At 60.5% G+C, this 22,086-nt stretch carries 21 protein-coding genes and 3 pseudogenes; 9 read left to right on the forward strand and 15 right to left on the reverse strand.

What is annotated here, in order from left to right:
- Window positions 1-126 precede the first annotated feature (126 nt).
- From QMG25_RS12125 to QMG25_RS12175, 13 genes and pseudogenes are all read right to left on the reverse strand, one after another.
- Window positions 127-1,003 (reverse strand): annotated as a pseudogene (locus QMG25_RS12125) (IS256 family transposase); the annotation flags it as partial.
- Window positions 1,004-1,108: 105 nt separating this feature from the next.
- Window positions 1,109-1,758 (reverse strand): annotated as a pseudogene (locus QMG25_RS12130) (phosphohexomutase domain-containing protein); the annotation flags it as partial.
- Window positions 1,759-1,800: 42 nt separating this feature from the next.
- Window positions 1,801-2,946 (reverse strand): mannose-1-phosphate guanylyltransferase, encoded by a 1,146-nt coding sequence (locus QMG25_RS12135; protein WP_283460523.1) that lies wholly within the window; start codon window positions 2,944-2,946, stop codon window positions 1,801-1,803.
- Between the two features lie 102 nt (window positions 2,947-3,048).
- Window positions 3,049-3,624: an arsenate reductase/protein-tyrosine-phosphatase family protein gene (locus QMG25_RS12140; protein WP_283460525.1), complete on the reverse strand. Its 576-nt coding sequence runs from the start codon at window positions 3,622-3,624 to the stop codon at window positions 3,049-3,051.
- Between the two features lie 70 nt (window positions 3,625-3,694).
- The gene (locus tag QMG25_RS12145) at window positions 3,695-4,156 is read right to left on the reverse strand and encodes a VanZ family protein (protein ID WP_283460527.1); all 462 of its coding nucleotides are present in this window, start codon (window positions 4,154-4,156) and stop codon (window positions 3,695-3,697) included.
- Between the two features lie 9 nt (window positions 4,157-4,165).
- Window positions 4,166-4,534, reverse strand: coding sequence for an Hpt domain-containing protein (locus tag QMG25_RS12150; protein WP_283460529.1), 369 nt, complete (start codon window positions 4,532-4,534; stop codon window positions 4,166-4,168).
- Window positions 4,535-4,766: 232 nt separating this feature from the next.
- Window positions 4,767-6,188 carry a sensor histidine kinase gene (locus QMG25_RS12155; protein WP_283460532.1) on the reverse strand — a complete coding sequence of 474 codons (1,422 nt, stop codon included), beginning with the start codon at window positions 6,186-6,188 and terminating at the stop codon, window positions 4,767-4,769.
- Window positions 6,189-6,260: 72 nt separating this feature from the next.
- Window positions 6,261-6,494 carry a hypothetical protein gene (locus QMG25_RS12160; protein ID WP_283460534.1) on the reverse strand — a complete coding sequence of 78 codons (234 nt, stop codon included), beginning with the start codon at window positions 6,492-6,494 and terminating at the stop codon, window positions 6,261-6,263.
- 36 nt (window positions 6,495-6,530) lie between these two features.
- Window positions 6,531-6,782: a Na+/H+ antiporter NhaA gene (locus tag QMG25_RS20430; protein ID WP_502866393.1), complete on the reverse strand. Its 252-nt coding sequence runs from the start codon at window positions 6,780-6,782 to the stop codon at window positions 6,531-6,533.
- Window positions 6,700-7,539: pseudogene (locus QMG25_RS12165) on the reverse strand (Na+/H+ antiporter NhaA). The gene QMG25_RS20430 and the pseudogene QMG25_RS12165 overlap by 83 nt, the downstream one beginning before the upstream one ends.
- Before the next feature lie 16 nt (window positions 7,540-7,555).
- Window positions 7,556-7,777: a Na+/H+ antiporter NhaA gene (locus QMG25_RS20435; RefSeq protein ID WP_349307133.1), complete on the reverse strand. Its 222-nt coding sequence runs from the start codon at window positions 7,775-7,777 to the stop codon at window positions 7,556-7,558.
- 152 nt (window positions 7,778-7,929) lie between these two features.
- Window positions 7,930-8,859, reverse strand: coding sequence for a UTP--glucose-1-phosphate uridylyltransferase GalU (gene galU / locus QMG25_RS12170; RefSeq protein ID WP_283460536.1), 930 nt, complete (start codon window positions 8,857-8,859; stop codon window positions 7,930-7,932).
- A gap of 88 nt (window positions 8,860-8,947) precedes the next feature.
- Window positions 8,948-9,316 carry an Hpt domain-containing protein gene (locus QMG25_RS12175; protein ID WP_283460538.1) on the reverse strand — a complete coding sequence of 123 codons (369 nt, stop codon included), beginning with the start codon at window positions 9,314-9,316 and terminating at the stop codon, window positions 8,948-8,950.
- Window positions 9,317-9,612: 296 nt separating this feature from the next.
- Here QMG25_RS12175 and QMG25_RS12180 point away from each other — a divergent pair, with 296 nt between their 5' ends.
- From QMG25_RS12180 to QMG25_RS12200, 5 genes are all read left to right on the forward strand, one after another.
- Window positions 9,613-10,143 carry an alternate-type signal peptide domain-containing protein gene (locus QMG25_RS12180; protein WP_283460540.1) on the forward strand — a complete coding sequence of 177 codons (531 nt, stop codon included), beginning with the start codon at window positions 9,613-9,615 and terminating at the stop codon, window positions 10,141-10,143.
- Between the two features lie 73 nt (window positions 10,144-10,216).
- Window positions 10,217-10,804, forward strand: coding sequence for a hypothetical protein (locus tag QMG25_RS12185; RefSeq protein ID WP_283460542.1), 588 nt, complete (start codon window positions 10,217-10,219; stop codon window positions 10,802-10,804).
- Window positions 10,805-10,815: 11 nt separating this feature from the next.
- Window positions 10,816-11,427 carry a signal peptidase I gene (locus tag QMG25_RS12190; protein WP_283460544.1) on the forward strand — a complete coding sequence of 204 codons (612 nt, stop codon included), beginning with the start codon at window positions 10,816-10,818 and terminating at the stop codon, window positions 11,425-11,427.
- 8 nt (window positions 11,428-11,435) lie between these two features.
- Window positions 11,436-12,329: a hypothetical protein gene (locus QMG25_RS12195; protein ID WP_283460546.1), complete on the forward strand. Its 894-nt coding sequence runs from the start codon at window positions 11,436-11,438 to the stop codon at window positions 12,327-12,329.
- Window positions 12,326-13,345 (forward strand): hypothetical protein, encoded by a 1,020-nt coding sequence (locus tag QMG25_RS12200; protein ID WP_283460548.1) that lies wholly within the window; start codon window positions 12,326-12,328, stop codon window positions 13,343-13,345. Before QMG25_RS12195 ends, QMG25_RS12200 begins: the two co-directional genes overlap by 4 nt.
- A gap of 3 nt (window positions 13,346-13,348) precedes the next feature.
- Here QMG25_RS12200 and QMG25_RS12205 read toward each other — a convergent pair whose 3' ends face one another.
- Window positions 13,349-15,052 carry a sensor histidine kinase gene (locus QMG25_RS12205; protein WP_283460551.1) on the reverse strand — a complete coding sequence of 568 codons (1,704 nt, stop codon included), beginning with the start codon at window positions 15,050-15,052 and terminating at the stop codon, window positions 13,349-13,351.
- A gap of 219 nt (window positions 15,053-15,271) precedes the next feature.
- Here QMG25_RS12205 and QMG25_RS12210 point away from each other — a divergent pair, with 219 nt between their 5' ends.
- Window positions 15,272-16,078: a response regulator transcription factor gene (locus tag QMG25_RS12210; RefSeq protein ID WP_283460553.1), complete on the forward strand. Its 807-nt coding sequence runs from the start codon at window positions 15,272-15,274 to the stop codon at window positions 16,076-16,078.
- 28 nt (window positions 16,079-16,106) lie between these two features.
- On the opposite strand, the gene QMG25_RS12215 is transcribed toward QMG25_RS12210, so the two are convergent.
- Entirely contained in the window at window positions 16,107-16,607 is a 501-nt protein-coding gene (locus tag QMG25_RS12215) for a DUF2505 domain-containing protein (RefSeq protein WP_283460556.1), read from the reverse strand.
- Between the two features lie 180 nt (window positions 16,608-16,787).
- On the opposite strand from QMG25_RS12215, the gene mfd reads away from it, so the two are divergent.
- From mfd to QMG25_RS12230, 3 genes are all read left to right on the forward strand, one after another.
- On the forward strand, window positions 16,788-20,468 hold the full coding sequence (mfd, locus tag QMG25_RS12220) for a transcription-repair coupling factor (RefSeq protein ID WP_283460558.1): 3,681 nt from the start codon (window positions 16,788-16,790) through the stop codon (window positions 20,466-20,468).
- A 425-nt stretch (window positions 20,469-20,893) separates the two neighbouring features.
- Window positions 20,894-21,358, forward strand: a complete 465-nt coding sequence (locus tag QMG25_RS12225) for a class III extradiol ring-cleavage dioxygenase family protein (protein ID WP_283460560.1) — start codon at window positions 20,894-20,896, stop codon at window positions 21,356-21,358.
- On the forward strand, window positions 21,355-21,480 hold the full coding sequence (locus QMG25_RS12230) for a hypothetical protein (protein ID WP_283460563.1): 126 nt from the start codon (window positions 21,355-21,357) through the stop codon (window positions 21,478-21,480). Before QMG25_RS12225 ends, QMG25_RS12230 begins: the two co-directional genes overlap by 4 nt.
- Window positions 21,481-22,086: the final 606 nt, after the last annotated feature.

Below are 22,086 nucleotides of genomic sequence, written 5' to 3' on the forward strand. Positions count from 1 at the left end.
CCGAACTCTGCCAGCACCTGACCGCCACGAAAACCCGCTACCCCGGAACCAACCAGATCCTGCGCTACGAAGTCAAAGACAAAACATCATCTCGAAACAATTAACTCGCTATATCCGGAGTCCTGAGATCAGGCGCAGCTCGGCGGCGACCTTCTTGCGGTCACTGTAGGAAACGAAACGCATGGAGGAACGGATCAGGTGCACCACGCACGTCTGCACGGTGGCGTAGGGCCAAGTGGCTTCGATGGCTTCGGGGAATCCGGTGAGTCCGTCGCAACACACGATCAGCACGTCCTTGACGCCACGGTTGGCCAGCTCTGAGCAGACCTGCGCCCAAAACTTTGCACCTTCAGTCTGAGCAATCCAGATCCCCAGCACATGCTTGATCCCGTCCATGTCAACACCAACCGCGATATGCGCGGCCTTGTTTTTCACATGCGCGCCGTCACGAACCTCGATCACGATCGCATCCAAATACATGATCGGATAGATCGGATCCAACGGGCGCCTCTGCCATGCGATCACCTCATCGAGGATCTCATCGGTGATCTTCGAGATCGTTTCTCGAGAGAGTTCGGTGCCAATGGTAGTGGCTAGATGGTGCTCGATGTCCCGCACCGTCATGCCCCCCTGCGTAGAGGCTCACGATCATGTCCGCCAGCTGCCCGGTATGCCGTGAGCCCTTGGGAACCAGCCGTGGGACGAAGGTCCCGGCACGGTCTCGCGGGATCGCCAGATCAATATCCCCGGCACTGGTGGACACCGTTTTAGGGTAGGCCCCGTTGCGGGAGTTCGCGACCTCACGGCCAGCGTACTCATGCTTTTCATAACCAAGGTGCTCTGTCAATTCTGTCTTCAGCCCCCGTTCCAGCCCGGCCCGGATCAAGTGCTGAATAAACCCGTCCTTGCCATCGAGCTCGATCTCACCCCGGTCAATCTGCCCCATCAATTCATCAAAAGCACCCGAGGCCTTCAGCGCTTCCATGTTCCCCACAGCAGCCATCCGCTCAGCCGCATCCGACGCATCCACTTTCCCAGCAAAATCCTTGTCTTCAATCACAGTCACAATTATCTCCAAATCAGATGGTGGCAAAGCCACTTACACACTCCATCTGACACGCTCTTCTCCGCCGAAGACGGCGCCTTCGGCGGCCATGGTGGCCTTGATGAAGGAGTGGCCCACGCGGGTGCGGACGGCGCGGCCGCCGTCGTGGGTGATCAGTTCCGGGACCGCGCGGGAGGTGATGAGGTTGTGGATGACGGTGGGGTGGTCCTCGCCGAGGGCTTGGGCGCGGGCGATTTCGCGCCGCGCCACCAGTGCCGTGACGGCCGAGGGGGAGAGCGGGGCGCCGGTTTCATCGATCACGAAGCAGCGGTCGGCGTCGCCGTCGAAGGCCAGGCCTATGTCCGCCCCGTGCGCCACGACGGCGGCCTGCAGGTCGAGCAGGTTGGCCGGTTCCAGCGGGTTGGCCGGTTCGAGCGGGTTGGCGGGGAGTCGGAGAGGCCAACGAGGTTGCGCAGGTACTGGGCGTATTGCTTCAGGATGTCGTCTTCGTCGATTTCCCCGGCAGTGCCGAAGACCAGGCCGTCCGGGATGCCGTTGGTCAGGTAGGACTGGGCGAGGTCGCGGATTTCGGTGAGGCCGGTTTCGGAGGAGAGCGGGCCCAGCAGGGTGACGTTGGCGCCGCGCCCGGCGGCTCCTTCGGCGAAGGCGTGGCAGAACTCAAGGGAGGAGGAACGCATGTCCCTGCCGTCCAGTTTGTGCCGAGTGATGTAGTCATACCATCAGTAGGGCAGAGGTTACAGAACGTCGGTGTCGCCTTGTTCCTTGAGTCCGGCGACGGCGTTTTTCACCAGTTGGGAGTGGGCGCGCGTGGTGACAAGAAGGGCGTCGGGGGTGTCCACCACGACGACGTCCTGGATGCCGATCAGCGCGATGACGCGTTTGGTGTCGGAGACCACGATCCCGGTGCTGTCCTCGGTGAAGACTCGGGCGCCTTCGCCAATGACCTTCACGTCCTTGACTTCCTTGGCGCTGCTGAGCCGGGCGATCGCGGCGAAGTCGCCCACGTCGTCCCAGCTGAAGTCCGCCGGAATCACTGCCACGTCACCGGCATCGGCCGCCGGTTCCGCCACGGCATAGTCAATGGCGATCTTCGGCAAGGTGGGCCACACCCGCTTCTTCACGGCCACCCGTTCCGGAGTGTCCCAGGCCAACGCAATTTCCATCAGGCCCTCGTAGAGTTCGGGCTCATTCGCCTTCAAGTGGCGCAGCATCAATTCCACCGGCGCCACGAACATGCCCGCATTCCAGTTGTACTCACCGCTGGCAAGGTACGTTTCGGCGACTTCCCGGCTCGGCTTCTCCACAAATTTCACCACCGAATGCGCGCTCGGAGCGCCAGCCACCACCAGAGGCTCCCCGGTGCGAATGTAACCAAAACCAGTCGAGGGATGGGTGGGCTTGATGCCGATCGTGACAATCTTCCCGGTAGCTGCCGTGTAAATGGCCTCACGGACCGCGTCCTGAAACTTTTCCACCGGGCTAATGACCTGATCCGCGGCAAAGGAACCCATAATGGTGTCCGGGTCGCGCAGGAACAGAATCGCCGCCGCCAAACCAATCGCCGCACCGGAATCTTTCGGCTCGGTCTCCAACACCAGGTTCTCATCGGCAACCTCGGGAAGCTGACGGCACACCGCTTCCCGGTGCGCGTCCCCCGTCACCAACAGGACCCTGCTGCCACTGATCGGCTCCAGCCGGTCATAGGTGGCACGAATCAGGGTGCTGCCGCTGCCGGTGAGGTCATGCAGGAACTTCGGCGCCGCAGCCCGCGACAACGGCCACAGCCTGGTACCCACCCCGCCCGCCGGGATCACTGCATAAAACCTGTCCAGGTCATTAACGTTGGGCGCAGGAGAATCCCGAAAAGTATTAGTGTGCATTACCGCAACTTTAGTGAATGATGTCCCAATTAGTGAATTTGATTGTCCACCACTTGTTTGTGACGCAGAGCAGAGCTGTAGTTTCGAAGGCTGGATCAGGGACTATGCGTGCGCCTTCTCCCAAGCGACAAGTGCCTGCACGGCCGGGACCAGTTGTTGGCGCATCTCTTCAAAGACCTTGTCCCCGCGGCGGTAGGGGTCCACCACATCGTCATCTTCGGCAGCGGCCCTGTGGAGTGTGCGGGAGCGCATGGCCAATGGAATGGCCAATTCCCAGCGTTCGGCGGGGTGGACACCGCGGGCCCCGTCAATGTGGGGCAGGACCCTGGCCAGCTCACGCAAGGTGAATGTCTTTTTCAGCAAGCCCGGATGTATCTCAACTATACGGCTGCGGTGCTCACGGGTCAGGGCGAGCACCAAGTCCTGCTTGTCCAAGATTTCCCGGGTGAGCTGGCGGGCGGCAAATCCTTCCGAAGATGCCCCCAACACCCGGACGAAACCCTCAATGTGGGGTTCCATATCGGATCCGACCATTGCGGCCGTGCCGGCACTTTCCACTGCGAAGACATTCGGGGCCGCGATGTCGAGCTCGCTTTGCAGTAGCCGCTCCGCCATGGGGGAGCGGCAGATGTTTCCCGTGCAGACGGTGAGAACCCTGAACGGGAGAGTTGTTGTCATGAATCCCAACCTACAGGCACGAGGTCCGCATCTCCGGACTGTGCATCACCCAAGGGTGTAACACTGGACATTAGTGGCCGTGATTCCCATCACCAGCGAGCACTACGTGGCGATTCTGGTGGTGTCTATGGCCAACGAAGTAGAGCGTCGCGCCAATACCGGCTCCCAGAGTATTTGCCAGCACGTCAAGACCGGAAGCGAACCTTTCCGCCAGAAACAGGGCCTGGGCCAACTCAATGCATACTGATGCCATGAACCCCACGAGCAAACCGGCCCATGCTTGCTTGGTCCAAGCGGAGGCAATGATGCCCATGGGTATGAACATTGCGATGTTGGCGGAAAATTCGATCTTGCCGTAACCAATGAACGTTGGCACGCTGCGGCGATGTATCCACGCAATAAAGTGGTTCAGGCTCCCTGCTGCCGGGCGGTCAACGGGGGTGGGCCAAAAGACGATGAGAACCAAGGCCACAAGGTAGGCAGCCATGAGGCACAGGGATATGCGGTGGAGTCTCCGGTTTGTGGGTGTCACAGCACAACGTTACGCCACGTTGATGTAGGACATGGTCAATTGGCACGTGGTTTGGTTGCCACAGACGAGCAGCGCAGTGAGCTTCTTGGCTGCGGCCGCATGGCGGCCGATTTCGAGGAGGTGGATCAGATTAGTGGTCAGGTCTCCCAATCGAGCTGCGCCGACCATCATGCTGGAGCTGCGCAGGCTCAGTGCCGCGTCCATGGCGTTCTCGTTGTTGCCTGCTGCCAGAGCAGCTTGAATGCGCTCAAAACGTCCCGGCCACATGTCAACGTATCGGTGCACAAAATTACGGCACAGGGCACGTTCACCGAAGAGGGAATCTTCCAAGGAATGCAGGGTTTCGTTGCAGACGAGCGGCAATTTGGTATGTGTCAAAATCTTCGCCTGCCTCCTGCCCGTGTATCCCGTTGCCCCTGTTCAGGCCTGCCTTAACAGTATCTGCCGCGCGCCCGACAATGACTAGTTTTTCCGGGATTGGAACGAACCTGACTAAACCTTAAGAAACGGGGCGGCATAGCGTCTTTTTGTTGTCCAAATGGACAGTCTTTTGATCCGAAGGGACAGCCAATTGTGGCATCCAGAGGCAGGTCTTGAGGTGATCTTGAGCTTAGGGAGCATCTTCCAACGCAGGCACGGCGCTGACGCGGTTTCCGAGTGTTGAGTCGACTGTGGCCAAACACTGCGGCAGCACGAAAGTAATGGTGGTCCCTGCCCCTCGAGCACTGCGCAAGTTGATGGTGCCGCCATGTTTTGCCACGATGGTCCTTGAAATCATCAACCCCAAACCGATGCCCGGAATGGAACGCTGGACTGCGGGCTGGGCGCGGAAGAACTTGGTGAAAGCCTCAGCTTGTTCCGCGCTGTTCATGCCCATCCCGGTGTCCTTAACCTCGCACCACAGATCAGGCCCTTGCGCCCAGGCCCGCACGGTGACCGTTCCGCCGTCGGGGGAGTACTTGACGGCATTGGAGACCAGATTGTCCAACACTTGGCCCACGCGGCGGGGGTCGATGAACGCTTCCAAGGCGGGCTGAACATTGGCGGACAGCGCAACGTTGTTAGTGGCAGCCGCAGGAGCTGCCGATCCCAGGCTGTCCGCGACCAGCTGGGCAACGCCCGTCCGTGCCACCGTGAGCGTCACGGAATCGGTGGTGAGCAGGTCTGCAACCAAGGAACTGAGCCGATCCACGCTCCGTGAAGCAATGGTCAGATATTTGCGCACATCCGGCGGCAAATCGGCAGGCTCGTCCAACACCATCTCAAGATAGCCCCGGATCGATGTCAGCGGGGTGCGGAACTCGTGTGAAACATTGGAAACGAAGTCATTTTTCGCCTCAAGGGCAGCCGTCATGTCAGTGATGTCGTGAAAGGCGATCACGGCGCCGTCGAAGTTCCCTTCCGAGTCGCGCATGGGGCGTGCCGCGGTGGAAACAGCCCTTGCCGTCTCCCCAGATCCAAGCCACACCTGATAGTTGGTGAATTCTTCGCCCTTGATGGCCCGGCGAACGGGACGGTCTTCCCCAGCCACCGGGGTGGAGGTGTCCATAGCGAAAACGAGCAGCTCCTTCTCTTCCGGGTCGGCAATGTCAGAAGGCACTGCGTGGCCGTGGAGAACGGATTGGGCAGCATTCATCAGCAGGTCATTGCCGTCCGAATCCACAGCCACCACCCCAACGGCAACAGTATCCAACACCGTTTCCAGGAGCCGCTCACGCTGTTGGCTTGCCTCCAGTGCCGTCCGCAGCTGGAGGTCCTTGGCTTCGAGCGACTTCCGTTGCGCGTTGACGGTGTCCGTCACTGCGACCACGGTGATGGCGAAGGCAAGGACCACCAACGGGAAAAGCAACGGCTTGACCAGCAACGCCGGCGTAAACCCGCTGGGAGAGGTGTGGACAGGCAACCACACGATAAGCGAAGCGGCTGCAACACTGACCACAACGGCGGTGCGCCTGGCCAGTCCTGCTGAAGCCAGCCAAAAGACCGGGAAAAATATTAGCAAACCAATAGCGGTGAGAAACTGCTGGTTCACTCCGCGGAACAGGCCAATGGCAAGAATATCAAGGTACGGAATGATGAGGACCGTTCCACGGGGCAGGCTGCCTCAAGGCACCGAGAAGGCCGCCAGGAGAAGCAGCACATGCAACGCCAAGGCAGCCAAGAACAACGGCTGATGAAACGACTGCGGATAAAAAGCCAGCGCAATGAAGACAACCGCGAGCATGATCACCGACAACGGCAGTTGGGTAAGAAATACCCGTTTCCGCAGGCTTCGAGGCCGATAGGGCTGAGCAGCAGCTACATCTTTTGAACCGGTCTGAGTCATGGTTGCTTTCATCGTGGAATATATGCGGACCAGTTGCTTGTGTCGACGCTACTGTTGGTAGACGTCCGGAATGCCGTCGCCGTCCGCATCTTCGGTTTCGATCTCCGCCAGCTTACGGTAGTGCTTGTTGCGCAGGCGCAGCACAACGGCTGCCAGCAGGGCCGCGACGAGCGATCCGACGAGGATGGCCACCTTGGCGTGGTTGTAGTGCGGGGCGTCATCGCCGAAACTGAGTTCGCTGATCAGCAAGGAGACGGTGAAACCCACACCGGCCAAAAGCGCCAAGCCGGCGACATCCACCCATGCCAGTCCGTCGTCGAGCTTGGCCTTGGTGGTCTTGGTGACAATCCAGGTGGAACCGAAGACCACCGATGAACTTGCCCACCACCAGCGCCAGGACAATGCCAATGGCGACGGTGTCGGTGAGGGCGCTCTTCAACCCTGCCAACCCACCGACGGCTACGCCGGCTGAGAAGAACGCGAAGAGCGGTACGGCAAGCCCCGCCGATATTGGGCGCATGCGGTGTTCAAAATGCTCAGCCAGTCCGGGGCCCGCTTTCGGACCGCCATGCTTGGTACTGCGGAGCACGGGCACCGCAAAGCCCAAGAGCACGCCGGCCACCGTGGCGTGGACTCGGGAGGAGTACACAAGTGCCCACGTGGCGGCTGCGAGCGGAATGAGCAGGTATCAGGAACGGATGCGTTTTTGCACCAGCCAGATGAAGAGCAGCAAGGGCAAAACGGCCAAGGCGAGGTGCTGGAAGTGCATTTCGCCGGGGTAGAACACGGCGATGATGGCGATGGCAATGAGGTCGTCCACTACGGCCAATGTCAACCGGAAGGTGCGCAGGGCGCTGGGCAGGTGCGTGCTGATGACGGCCAGAACGGCCAAGGCGAAGGCAATGTCGGTGGCGGCGGGGATGGCCCAACCCTTGAGGATTTCCGGACCGGCGGAAATGTTCACAGCCACAAAGATCAAGGCAGGGACAATGACGCCGCCCACAGCCGCGGCAATGGGCACCACGGCCCGTGCCGGGTTGCGCAGGTCGCCGGCCACAAATTCACGTTTGAGCTCAAGCCCGGCAACAAAAGAAGAAGATCGCCAGCAGACAGTCCGCCGCCCACGTGCCCAAGCTCAGGTTCAGGTGGAGGGATTCCGGGCTGATTTGGAAATCTCGCAAGGCGAAGTAGCCATCTGCAAGAGGGGAGTTTGCCCAGACTAGCGCCACGACCGTCGCCGCCAGCAGCAGTGCTCCACCAACAGTTTCGGATCGCAGAATCTGGCTGATGCGCACGGACTCGCCTTAGCTGCCGCGGGAGAATATATTGAGCGGGGAAGGAAGGGTCATCGAGTTGTAACTTCTAGCTTTGGGTGATGTTCTGTGGGAACAATTGGGTTCGACAATGTCATTGCCGACCAGACTTCCCGGCACACCTGATGAATACTTTACCGGCTGAGGGCCATTCTGGGCGTTTCCGGCTGCAGGCCGTTGGCGAATTCACCGAGCCACTCACGCAGGTCGGGGCCCAGGTCTTCGCTGTCGCAGGCCAAGGTCACCACGGCCTTGAGGTAGCTGAGCTTGTCTCCGGTGTCGTAGCGGCGACCACGGAACACCACACCGTACACGCCCCCACCTTCGCCTTCACTGACGGCGAGTGTCTGCAGGGCGTCGGTAAGTTGAATTTCATCCCCGCGTCCTGGAGGGGTCTTCTCGAGCACGTCGAACACGGCCGGGTGCAGCACGTAGCGGCCAATCACGGCCAAGTTCGACGGCGCATCCTCCACCGAGGGCTTCTCCACCAAGTGGTTGACACGAACGTAGTCCTCGCCCTCAATGACGCTCATGTCGGCGCAGCCGTAGGCGGAAATCTTGTCCTGCGGAACCTCGATCAAGGCCACCACTGAACCACCGGTGCGTTCCTGAACTTCAATCATGGTGGTCAGGAGCTCATCGCGCTCATCGATCAGGTCGTCGCCAAGGAGCACGGCGAAGGGTTCGTCGCCCACGTGAGTCTTGGCCCGCAGCACTGCGTGCCCCAGTCCCTTCGGGTCGCCCTGGCGAACGTAGTGGATTTCGCCCAAGGCGGTGGCGTGTTGAATGGCGGCGAGACGCTCGGTGTCGCCCTTGGCCTCCAGCAACTGCTCGGTGACGGGGACACGGTCAAAGTGGTCCTCCAAAGCGCGTTTGTTGCGCCCTGTGATCATCAAGACGTCGGTGAGGCCTGCACTGACCGCTTCCTGAACCACATATTGAATGGCAGGTTTGTCAACTACCGGCAGCATTTCCTTGGGCATCGCCTTGGTCGCGGGCAAAAAACGCGTTCCCATACCGGCTGCGGGTATAACCGCCTTGCGTACATGCTTTGCAGAAGTCATTGCCACAGATTATCTGATGTTTTCCATGGTGGTTCCTGCATGAAGCTCTCATGACGGACCGCTTTGGCTGGGGGAGGCCCCAGTGTCTCTAACCTTGCCGCAGGTATGAGGCAACGAGTTGGGCGACCGTTTGGTCTCCGCAGCGATGCAACTGGTCAAGCATCGTGGCTGCCTTGATGTAGTGCCCTCTTTTCAGCAGCTGGACAAGTTCTGCCGCCAGCCGACTCAGCCGTGGCACACCGGCCATGGAACTGGAAGAGTAAAGACTGATTGCTGCGTCAACGGCTTTCGCCCACTCACAGCTGTCGACGGCACCACGGATCCGTTCAAAACGCTGAGGCCACATCTTTGCGAAGCTGCGCACAAATTCGAGCGCCGGCGGCTTTTGACCTTGTAAGGAGTCTTCCAGTGCCTGCAGCGCTTCCGTATCTACCAAAGGCAACTCTGTGTGCGCCATCGCGGCTCCAACTCCTCTCGGAACAATTGGTGACTGCTCGGCCTTGGGGATCTGCCTGCAACAATACCGTGTGTTTGTGCAGCCGTGGCAGAGTTCTTGCGCGTTTCTTTGGGGCTCCCAAGGGTGGTCTTGCGTTGTTCTTGAGTATTTGGGATATCGGGTTTTTCTTCGGTTTTTCTTAGGCCGATCTTCCGGATTTTTAGTGCTATTTCTTGAGCTGGGAGCGGCATTGTTGTTCTTACCGGCAGGAAAGCTTGCTGGGAAGAACACGAACAAGGGGTCTCAGAATGAACAAGATGGCTAAAGGCGCAATTGCAACCGGTGTTGGCGTTATCCTGCTGGTGGGTGGCGGCGGAACGCTGGCTACCTGGAACCAAGCAAGCAATGTTTCCATGGGCGAGGTTGTCTCCGGTGATTTGAACCTGGAACCCGGCGCAGGTGTGTGGACAAACGCCGCAGGGACCGAGATTCCTGTAATTAGCCAGTACAAGGTGGTTCCCGGGGATGCCCTGACGTATACGCAGCCTCTGAACGTTTCGCTCAAGGGCGACTTGATGGCCGCCAAGCTAACAGTGGCCCTCCCTGACAGCTACGCCCAGTATGCGGAATACGGCACTGTCTCGGCAACAACGTTGACCAAAGCTGGAAGCGCAGAGGTTTTGCCGGAGATTCTGAAGCCGGCGAACGCCGGAAAGGTCAACGCCTCCACAACGTTTACGTTCAATGTGGATACCCCGGATCGGATTGGCACGAACGCTTCCGCTGACCTTGGCGAGATCAGCTACAAGCTAGAGCAGCAGGCGCCGGCAAGTACCCTCCAGCCGTAACTCTCACCAACAAGACCCCGGTGGCGTGCGGGGCCCAGCCCGGCACGCCACCACCCCTCCGACAGAAGCAGCCATGAAAAGCACCCGAGCACTGAAAGCAACCGGCCTTGTGCTGATTGCCGTGGTGTTGGGACTGCTCACCGTCCAAGGAAGTTACGCACTTTGGAACAAAGCGGCCATTGCCGCTGCGGGGACAATTCAGGCAGCTGATTTTCGGATCAGCCTCACAGACACCATCACCAGCGTGGTGACTGACATGACGTTGGCCGACGGGACAGCTGCGACACTTTCGCTGAGCACCACACCCGCAGGAGTGGTCATCCCAGGACAAAGCACATACGCGGGCGTGGAACTGGGCAATGAAACCAACGCCGGCGGGCTGTTCACGGTCCGGGCAAGCACCTCCACCCCCGTCGTCGACAACAATGCCGGCTCACCCTTGGCACCGTACTTGACCCTCAAGGTGGTCGCCGCGAATTCGTTGCCCCAATGTAGCTCAGCTGCACTGTACGAGGACGCCTCCGAGACGGCCGAAACAGACATCCCCAAGCAGGACACCGGGGTGTTCTGCTTCCAAGTCAGCCTCGCAGACAACATGCCAGCAAGCCTCAGCGGACAGAGCGCCACAGTCGCCATTCCGATCACCGTCAATCAACTCTAAAAGGGAACACCATGTCTGTCATCAGCCACGCCAAGGCTCCTGTTGATCTCAACAGCGCGGCAATTGCCAATGAATCCCGTCAGGGCGGGCCCTTGCGCATGCTGGGACGCGGAGTGGCCTATGTGCTGCTGCTCATCGCCGCCCTTGGTGCATTGGCGATGATTGTTGTTCCCTTGGCCACTGGCTCACAGACTTACACGGTGCTGACCAGTTCCATGGCGCCGAAGTATGCTCCCGGAACTTTCCTGGTGGTCAAGCCAGCTCCTTTCGCCAGCCTTCAGGTGGGCGACATCATCACCTACCAGATTGAGTCCGGCAAACAAGGGGTCATTTCCCACCGAATCACGGCCGTGGGAGCCACCCAAAGCGGGGAACGGGTGCTGACCACCAAGGGCGACAACAATTCGCTGGAGGATTCCGCCCCTGTCCAAGAAGTGCAGGTCATGGGCAAGATGCTCTATGCGGTTCCGTATGTGGGTTTTGTTGCCAACGCCGTGGGCCAGGACAGGGACATTATTTTGCCCGTCATTGCTGCCGCATTCATCGGATTTGGTGCGTTGAGCATGGTCAAGGGGACGTTGGAGAAGAAGCGCGGCATACAGACGGGCCGACGCGCCAAATGAGCACAAGCATGCCGCCAAACCGACTTGGCGGTCCCGCGCGGTTGGTCATGGCGGCGACGGTGGCAAGCGTTGTCACGGGACTGCTGTTGGCTGCCCCCGCGGCAGGCACCGAAAACAAGAACGACTTTCTACAACTCAGCAACGACGGCATGAACTACAACACCACTTTGGCACCAACTCTTTTTAGGAGCACCAATGCCTACGTTCCAGGCGAATCAAGGCGTGACACCATTTGGGTACGCAACGGCGGAAGAGATACAGCGCACTTCTCCTTTGGGGTGCGAAGCACAGGCCAAGCAACAGGGGATACCCTGCCCGGATACATGCGCCTGCAAGCCAGCGCTCCAGGACATGAAGAAGCACTGGCCGCCCTTCCTTCCAAGCGTGGCTGCACTCCGGTCGTCAATGGTTGGACGCTGGCCGCAGGCCACGTACTGCTCCTGACCTTGGACTTGGACCTGGCTTTGCAGGCACCGAATTCAACGCGAAAACAAGATTCAACTTTTGATCTTGTTTTCGTATTGCAGGGCATTGACGGGGGACAGCCCGTATCACCGTGCACTGCTCTACCCATGGCCACCCTGGAGAGTGCTTCAATTGGCATTCTCCCCGTCGCCGGAGGCACAGCAGAAGCAAACTCGAAACTCCCGAATTTGCTGACCGACGCTGAAACCGGCGCGCTCATTCACGATGCTGAATCCGGCATGGTGGCTTCATACGCAGCCACCGACCATGGTAGAGCCCCGCGGCTCAGGGCCAATTCGCGGGACGCCTGGCTCGTGGCCGAGCTACCCCACAGTAATGTTGTTGCCAACAGCCGCAGCCCATGGCCGTGGCTCTTGACGCTCAGTGCAAGCGCTTACGTGCTGATCTCGCTTAGGAGACGGAGAAGGACTCAATGAGCCCGCAGGAACCTCAGGAACACAGCCAAAAAGTGAACGAACCGGCGGTACGCCGTGGACAGAGCCTTCGCAATCTGCCGGGTTTCACCACTGCAGCCGTTGCGTTCGCCATGGTCCTGTTGCTGGGCGGCGGCGGAATCGCCATCGCCAAATGGAACCAAAGCGCTACGGCGACGATCAACATCACGGCTGGCGCGGCACCAACGTCTGCTCCAACTCCGGTCCCAACGCAGGCACCCAGTGCTTCGCCAAGCCCAACGCCCGCCCCGACCGTTGCTCCCACGACTCCAGCCCCAGTTCCGGAGGGCTCCGGGAACATAGTTGCCAATCCAATGATCGCCAAGCGGCCAGCGCAGATGGACCTTGAAGAACTCGGATGCAAAAACAAGGGGTCCGGAAAAGGCGGAACCGCCCGCTTCAAATTCGAGTGGGACGATGACGGGGAGAACACCACTCGCTACGTGGTGACTTTGACGGCCATTGCCGCAGGAAAGACCTACAGCCAGACCCAAATCGTGAAGGACGACGAAACCACTTTCAACCTTGAGAACAAGCCCGCAGACTACGGCGAATACATCCTTCGGGTCCAGCCCATGAATGGCGATGTTGCCGGAGACCCGGTCTACTTAACCTTCCTTTACTCGGCAGGGCTGCGCGCCAACTGCTATGACTACCGCCGGACGGGTCCGTCCCCACTGGGTGCCTTCACCGTCAATGCAGCCACGCATGACAACGTTCTCAACCTCACATGGACGGCAGCCAAGGCCACGGGCTACGTGGTGAGCATCGAGCAATCGGGCGAAGGTGGTTACGGGGCAGAGTTCGCCACCACCACGCTTGGATCTTCGCTAACTTTCCCGCCACGAGTCCTGGACCAATGGGGAAATACCGTGACGCGGGGCAACCACTACTTCGGAAAATATTCACTTCGCATCCAACCCATGAATGGGACCCAGGCCGGTGATCCGGTGTACAAGACCGTTCAATACGGTCCAAACGACTTCACCGTTTGGTGATCATCAAATGGCAGGCTCAAGGCTGAGGATGCAGGCAGGAATGACGAAGCTCATGGTGGTTCCCGCACCTTGCAGGCTCTCGACGGTCAAAGAACCACCATGAGTTTCAATGATGGTCTTGGAGATCATCAACCCCAAGCCAATGCCGGGGATTCCACGCTCCACAGCAGTTCCAGCCCTGAAGAACTTCTGAAAAAGTCCGGCTTGTTCCAAATTACTCATCCCAAGTCCAGTGTCCTTGACCTGGCAGTGCAGATCGGTGCCGTCCACCCATGCGCTCACGGTGAGCGTGCCGCCGTCGGGGGAGTATTTCACGGCGTTTGAGACGAGGTTGTCCAGCACCTGGCTGATGCGCACGCCGTCGACCATGGCCAGCAGCGGCTGCGGGCACAGCAGCTCCACGCTGACGGCGTTGGCTGCCGCAGCCGGAGCAGCAGAAGCCAGGGAATCGGCAAGCAGCAAGGCAACGTCGCTGGGGGACCGGTCCACGGACATGGTGGTGGTGGTCAACAAATCCGAGACCAGGCCATTGAGCCGTTCCGCGTTCCGATCCGCAATTCTCAGATACTTTTCAACTTCCTTTGGCGGCAACCCGGGCTCATCGAGCACCATGGCCAGATATGACTGGATGGCCGTCAGAGGAGTGCGGAACTCGTGGGAAACGTTCGCCACAAAGTCATCCTTGGCGGCCAAGGCGTTAACCATGTCGGTGACGTCGTGGAAGGCAATGACAGCGCCGTCCGCGACGCCGTCATCTTGGATGATGGAGCGGGCCGTGGTTGACAGCGCCCTGGCTTGCTCGCCGACGCCAATCCAGATTTGATAATTGGTGAAGGACTCGCCTCTCACCGCGCGGCGAACGGGCCGGGCATCGGCCGCCAGTGAAACCCTGTCAGTGCCAAAGACCAGAAGTTCCTTCTCTTCAGGGTCGGGGATGTCTGCCGGGACGCCCAAGGCATGGATGGCTTCCTGGGTGGAGTTCATCAGGATGTCATGGCCATTGGAATCCACCGCTACAACGCCAACACCCACAGTGTCCACAATGGTCTCCATGAGCCGCTCGCGGCGCTGGCTCTCCTCCAAGGCTGCCCGCAGTTGCACATCCTGTGTCATCAAGGCATCGCGCTGTTTGTCCATGCTGGTGGTCAGGGCCACGGCCGCAATGGAAAAGGCAAACATCATGAACGGAAACAGCAAGGGCCTGACCAATTGTTCCACCGAGGCTGGGCCGGGCTCCAGCATCACCGGAATCCAGACAATCAGAAGACTGGCTACCGCGCTGGAAGCGATGGCCGTTTTGGGCGCGTACCCGGATGCGCAGAGCCAAAACACCGGAAACAGCGCCAACAGGCCCACAGAGGACAACAGCTCCGTGCTCCCCTCGCGAAAGAATGACACGGCAACAAAATCAAGATAGGGAATGAGCAGAAACGAACCGCGCGGCATCTTGCCCCAAGGAACGGCCACGGAAGCGGCGAGCAATACCGCGCTCAGGGCCAGGGCCGTGATGAGTTGCGGTTCAGCAAAAAGTGACGGCTGCAGGAATGCAACGAGGGTGGTTGCCAAAGCCACAGTCAGTGTGAAGGGAAGCTGGGCCAGAAAAATCCGCGTCCGCACAGTGCGTTCGTGAAAATGACGCTGGATCAACGGGGTTCCAAGAGTTTCCAACAGTACTGCGGATGTGTAAGGCAAAGTAATTTCCGTCACTCATTGATTGCTGGCAATTTCGATGTACTTGACACCGTGGGTCTGTGGCTCGATATTCCTGGTGCGGTGCAACTCACAAGGTGCACCGCCACATACGTGGGAACGTGCACAGCCAATGCTAACGATGATGCCATACTGTAATTACAAATGAACCTGGGGGTTCCAAACGGTCGTAACAGGCGCGTTTTTAGTGGTCTTGGCAATTCTATTGGGGGAAAAATGGACAACTCTCGTGTGGCAGTCGTCGTTGAAGACGATGCGGATATTCGGGAACTTGTCAGTGTGATCCTGCACCAGTCAGGTTTTGAGGTGCACACCGCCTCCAATGGTGCGGACGGCGTGGCTGCAATCCAAGCGCACCGTCCGGCCATTGTCACCCTTGACCTGGGTCTGCCGGACATTGACGGTTTCGAAGTTGCCAGGCGCGTCCGGCTCTTCAGCGACGCGTACATCATCATGCTGACCGGGCGCGCCGATGAGATGGACACCTTGTTGGGCCTGGAAACAGGCGCGGACGACTATCTCACCAAACCGTTCCGGCCCCGTGAACTACGCGCGCGCATCAGCGCCATGATGCGTCGCCCGCGGATTTCCGCTGAAGGAACTCCAGCAGCCGGGGAAAACGCCTCGCCAGCACACAACAGTGCGGAAACAGGGTCCGTTGGCGCGCCGGAGCATGCCCCGGCAGCGGTTGTTGCGGCCCCCCAACCGCAAAGCCTCAACGGCCTGATGCTGAACAGCGGCGACCGCACAGCGGAGGTGGACGGCAACGAACTCGAATTGACCCGCACCGAATTTGACCTGCTCCATGCACTCGTGGACAGCGGCAAGCAGGTGCGCACCAAGTCGGATCTTGTGCGCCGGCTCCGCGGGGAGGAATACGACGTGGGCAGCTACATCAGCGACGCCGACGAACGGACCATAGAAGTGCACATGGCCAACCTGCGCCGCAAAATGGGGGACAACCCGCGGGATCCACGCTGGATTAAAACAGTTCGAGGGGTGGGCTACCGCCTGGTGCACTGAGCCTTGCTGCACCAGGCGGTAGAGTCCTCTAAGCGTGCGTATTCAGCCATTCCTGGGCGAGCGTCGCCTGCAGGTTCAACGCGCGGCCAATGACGGGCTCTGCGGCGGAGGCGATCTTCGCGCCGAGGAAGGGCACTCCCGAAGTGACCTCGCCCGTGAGCTCCACCAAGGTGGAGGCTCCGTCGGCGCTCAACTTTTGCACGGCGGAGATATCAACCGGGGCTTTGGCAACCGTGAGCGTAAGGGCGTTGGTGCGGGAGCCGTCGGCCGCCGGAGCGCTCCAGGACTCGTCCTGCGTGACGGTCAGCGTTGCACCGACAAACTTCTTCACAATGTCAGGCATCCCCGTCGTGGGCAGCGTGCGCACAGTCTGGGTGGTGAAAGCCGCCGTAGTGGGTCCGCTGATGGTGAAGGATATTAGCTCCCCGCCCACAGTTTCGCTCACGTGCTTGACGAAATCGGCATTGGTAAAGACATCTGTCACGTTCTGGGCCGGGGCCGAAAGTGTCGTTGAGGCGGCAAGCGCCATGGTTCCTCCAGGATCAGGGGGTGTTTGGGGCAGCTCCTAGGATACCAAGGCCCGCCGGCCACGAGTAAGCTGGAATGGTGCCTGGAACTTTTGTGGAATTCCGGGCCTTCGTGCTGCACCCGGCACGGCATTCGACGTACTCTAACGGCGGCCACCGTCAGGCCAAGGAGAAAATCACCCATGAGTCTTGCAGGTTTGCGGACAGCGCTGTCACAGGATCCAAGCTTCGCCAGGGTTCGCACTTTTGCTGCCGCCGACCCGGCCAGCCGAAGTGCCGACGTCGCCTTCACCGCTCCTGCCGGCATGCGCGCGGTCCTGTTGGCGGAAGCTGCCGACGGTTTGGCCGAGGCTGCCGAACGACTGGCAGCTGATGTCAACGCCTCCCTGGACCGTTCCGGAGTGGTTTTGGCGGTGACGGCGACCGGCCGCGAAGCCGAAGATACCGTAGCAGCCCTGCGCTCCTACCTGCCCGACGACGCCGTGGCCGAGTTCCCCAGCTGGGAAACCCTCCCACACGAGCGCCTTTCGCCGCGCTCTGACACCGTGGGCCGCCGCCTGGCCGTGCTGCGTCGGCTGGCCCATCCCGAGTTCGATGCCGGGAGCGGCCTGCGCGTCGTGGTAGCACCCATCCGTGCCGTGGTGCAGCCGTTGGTGGCCGGGCTGGGCGAACTGGTGCCGGTGCGGGTGAAGGTCGGGGAGGACATCCCCTTCACCGATCTCATCAGGAAGCTGTCCGATGCCGCCTACGCCCGTGTTGACATGGTCACGCACCGCGGCGAATTCGCCGTGCGCGGCGGCATTCTTGACGTGTTTTCACCGACCGAAAGCCACCCTGTCCGCATTGAGTTCTTTGGCGACGAGGTCGAGGCAATGCGCTGGTTCAGCGTCGCCGACCAGCGCACCCTGACGAGTGTCTCCGGACCCATTGCACACCCGTCCGAACTGTACGCACCGCCATGCCGGGAAATCCTCATCACTCCCACCGTCATGGGCCGGGCCGCGAAGCTGAAGGATGCCATGCCTGCCGCGGCCGGCATGCTGGAGAAGATTGCCGGCGGCATTGCCGTGGAGGGCATGGAGTCGCTGGCCCCGGCGCTGGTGGACGGGATGGTGCCGATGACCTCGCTGCTGCCTGCCGGCTCCATCGCCGTGGTGCTTGATCCGGAAAAGGTCAGCGCCCGGGCCCACGACCTGGAATCCACCAACGAGGAATTCCTGGAGGCGGCCTGGTCCACCGCGTCCGAGGGTGGCACCGCACCGCTGGATTTGGCCTCGGCGCACCACACGGAAGGTGGCGTCGACTTGTCTTCCGCAGGGTTCAAGTCCCTGGCCCAGACGAGGGAAAGGGCGTTGGAGGACGGCGTGAGCTGGTGGACGTTGAGTTCGCTGGCCCAGGACGAAGAGCTCGACACCGGCACCGACGTGTTGAACCTGCATGCCCGCGAACCCCGCGGCTACCGCGGCGACGTGGCGGAGATGATGGAATTCCTTGGTTCCCGGATCAAGGACCAATGGCGGGTGGTGGTGGCCACCGAAGGCCCCGGCCCGGCCCAGCGCCTGGCCGAGCTGTTCCACGAAGCCAACATTCCGGCGTCGCGCGTGGAAACACTTGACCATGAACCGCAGCCGGGGATCATCGAAGTGACGACGGCAGACACCGGCCGCGGCTTCGTCTTCGACTCGCTGAAGCTGGGGCTGCTGACGGAGGCGGACCTGTTGGGGCGTGCGTCGGCGGTGTCCACCAGGGACATGCGCAAGATGCCCTCCAAACGGCGCAACGCGGTGGACCCGCTGCAGCTCACGGCGGGGGACTACGTGGTCCACGAGCAGCACGGCGTGGGCAAGTTCGTGGAGCTGATCCAGCGCAAGGTGGCCGGAGGGTCGGCCAGCTCTGCAGGCGGCGCCGGGCTGCGCGAGTACCTGGTGCTTGAATACGCCCCCTCCAAGCGCGGTGCGCCCGGGGACAGGCTGTTTGTGCCCACCGACCAGCTGGACCAGGTGACAGCGTACGTGGGCGGCGACGCTCCGGCCCTGTCCAAGATGGGCGGCTCCGACTGGGCAGCCACCAAGGGCAAGGCCCGCAAGGCCGTGAAGGAGATTGCCGGGGAACTCATCCGGCTGTACTCGGCCCGCATGGCGAGCCGCGGGCACGCATTCGGGCCCGACACGCCGTGGCAGGCCGAACTGGAGGAGGCGTTCCCGTATGTGGAAACCCCCGACCAGCTCGTGGCTATCAACGAGGTCAAGGCGGACATGGAGAAGGAGGTCCCCATGGACCGGCTGATCTCCGGGGACGTGGGCTATGGCAAAACCGAGATCGCCGTTCGTGCCGCCTTCAAGGCTGTGCAGGACGGAAAGCAGGTGGCCATCCTGGTCCCGACTACCTTGCTGGCGCAGCAGCACTATGAGACGTTCAACGAACGCTTTTCCGGATACCCCATCCGTGTGAGCCCGCTGTCGCGCTTCCAAACCAGCAAGGAATCCAAGGAAATTGTGGAGGGCGTGAAAAACGGGACGGTGGATGTTGTCATTGGCACGCACCGGCTGCTCTCCAAGGACTTCGCGTTCAAGGACCTGGGCCTGGTGATTGTGGATGAAGAACAGCGGTTCGGCGTGGAGCACAAGGAAGCGCTGAAGAAGATGCGCACCAACGTGGACGTGCTGGCCATGAGTGCCACCCCCATTCCCCGCACCCTTGAAATGTCCATGACGGGCATCCGCGAGACTTCCACCCTGGCCACCCCTCCCGAGGAACGCCACCCCGTGCTGACCTATGTCGGCGCGCACAGCGACAAGCAGGTGGGCGCGGCCATCCGACGCGAGTTGATGCGTGAAGGCCAGGTGTTCTATGTGCACAACCGGGTCAAGTCGATTGATCGCACTGCGGCGCACATTCAGCAGCTGGTGCCCGACGCCCGCGTGGCCGTGGCCCATGGTCAGATGAGCGAGTCGCGGCTGGAGCAGATCATTGTTGATTTCTGGGAAAAGCGTTTTGACGTGCTGGTGTGCACCACCATCATTGAAACCGGGCTGGACATTTCCAATGCCAACACGCTCATCGTGGAACAGGCCAACAATTACGGGCTCTCGCAGCTGCATCAGTTGCGCGGGCGCGTGGGTCGCGGACGCGAACGTGCTTACGCCTACTTCCTGTACCCGGCGGACAAGCCGTTGGGTGAGGTGGCGCTTGAGCGGCTGAAGGCGGTGGCCGCTCACAATGAGCTGGGTGCAGGCATGGCCTTGGCCATGAAGGATCTTGAAATTCGCGGGGCGGGAAACATGCTCGGCGGGGAACAGTCCGGACACATCCAGGGTGTGGGTTTTGACCTGTACATTCGTTTGGTGGGGGAGGCTGTGGCCGATTTCCGCGGCGACGGCGAGGAGCGGGCCGCGGAGATGAAGATCGAGCTGCCCATCAACGCACACCTGCCGCACGACTACGTCCCGGGGGAGCGGCTGCGCCTTGAGGCCTACCGCAAGCTGGCCGCGGCCGACACGCTTGACGGCATTGCCGAGGTGGAGGCTGAACTCATCGACAGGTATGGGGAATTGCCGCCGGCGGCAGTGAACCTTATTGCTGTGGCGCACTTCAAGGTGCTGGCCAGGGCTGCGGGACTCACCGATGTGGCGCTGCAGGGGAACTTCATCAAGTTTGCCCCGGCCGAGTTGCCCGAGTCCAAGGAGATGCGCCTAACGCGCATGTACCCGGGGTCCTTGGTGAAGCCGGCGTTGAACTCTGTGCTGATCCCCAAGCCCAAGACTGCCCGTATTGGCGGACGCGACTTGGCCGATGCGGAAGTGCTCAAATGGGCCCAGGGAGTGTTGGAGGCCATCTTCGACACAACCCCGGCCAGCCTGTAAAGCCAAGGCCGAGGCGGCCCAAGATTCACAGTTGCTGCCGGTGGGCCAACACTGGCAGAACGCAGTCACTTCCGCGGAGATTCACACCCTACGCCGGAAAGAGTCCGTCCGTAAAAGTGGATGGGCATAGGTGCACATTGGGTGCGGCGGGTACCGGAATTAGTGGCCCCGAACAACCGTGGTTTTCTGTGCAACCAACGTGGGTGACAGGGCAGCTTCAACCCTTGGAACCAAGGGGAAGCCGTGGCGTTCCACGAAAATCCGATTCAGTTCGGTGTGATCCGGGCCAGTTCGGCAGGATAGGTGTTGAAATCGACAACACACCGGATCTGACCGGCCCACCAACTCGTCGCGAACACTGCTACCGCACGAAGGTGTAAATGGCACCATTCGATGACACGCTTGAATGAGGAGAGGTCGCTGCCATGACAACAAAAATCAATATTGACACACCCGCCGTAGCCGGGGCGCTGATCAGCGGCCCTCCCTTGCCTCGCGGCATTGATCACGATCCGCAGAGACGTGACTACGCTGCAACTTTCACTCAACTCTTGGCCAAGAATGACTTTGAGTTCGCCATTAAGATGCTCGCAGACTACGCCAGTGCATCACTGAAAGCTGGCCACCCGCTACTCCAACACAGCCCACAGCTCAAAGACCCCAGATGGTCGGCAGCTTTGGCCGGGATCACCAATTACGTCGCGAACCGCCTGGACCAACCCGCCCCGGCATGGACCAAGCACATCGAGCCTCTCGATGAGGCATGGCTACCGGCAGAGTCCTACCGAAGCATCCGCGAACCCATGAAACAGCTGACCCGCTCGCAAACACCACGCGAGCTTGCGGCCCTGAACGTCTTTATTCGTGAACGCAGCCTGGCCACGACATGACTGCCGGCGAGCTTTCTGGCGATCAAATCCTGGCCCTGCTCCATGAACTCGGCCGTTGTTTGAAGACTCGCGGTGTCCATGGGGACATCAAACTCGTCGACGGTGCAGCGCTGATTCTGTAAGGAGCACGGCGATCTTCCTCCCGCGGAGAAGGTTGCCCAGGTTGAACGCAGCGAACTGGGAGCGCTGGCCGGCGCTGAGGAACTTCGCCGTGAAACCACGCGACAGGGATTCCGCGACGGTGTAGATCGTAGAAATACCACCAATCCGAAGATCTCTGAGGATTTTTCTCTTTCAGAAGCTCCACTGCATGATGGCCGGCAACTGTATCGCCATCCACACCCAGAAAGTTGTCAAAGTTATCGCAGCCTGGGCGAACCCGTAATTCAACGGACCTGCCTTTTTGCCTTTGTTGGTCCAAATGTCATCGACAGACATCTCCATCACGTACGTGGTGTACTGATAAACGGTCTCGTGGGGCCCGGCGAATTAGCGGGCTACTCTGAAGATTCGCTCAAGCGACACTGTCTGAACCTCAGTGCGTTGCGACTGATTCTCAGTCGCCCGGCGGGCCTCGGGTGCAAGTCGCTCCCGCGCCCAGCTGGGCGTGGCCGAGATGAAGGCGAGCGAAGACTTGATTCGGATGCGCCGCCGGGTGCTGGCCGGGAAGGACCCAGGGCTGCTTCCTGCACTGCTGGTCTTGGTGGAACCCGCCCTGACGGCGACTA

It is taken from the genome of Arthrobacter sp. H35-D1, from assembly GCF_030063185.1.
In the GTDB taxonomy this organism is placed as follows: Bacteria; Actinomycetota; Actinomycetes; order Actinomycetales; family Micrococcaceae; genus Specibacter.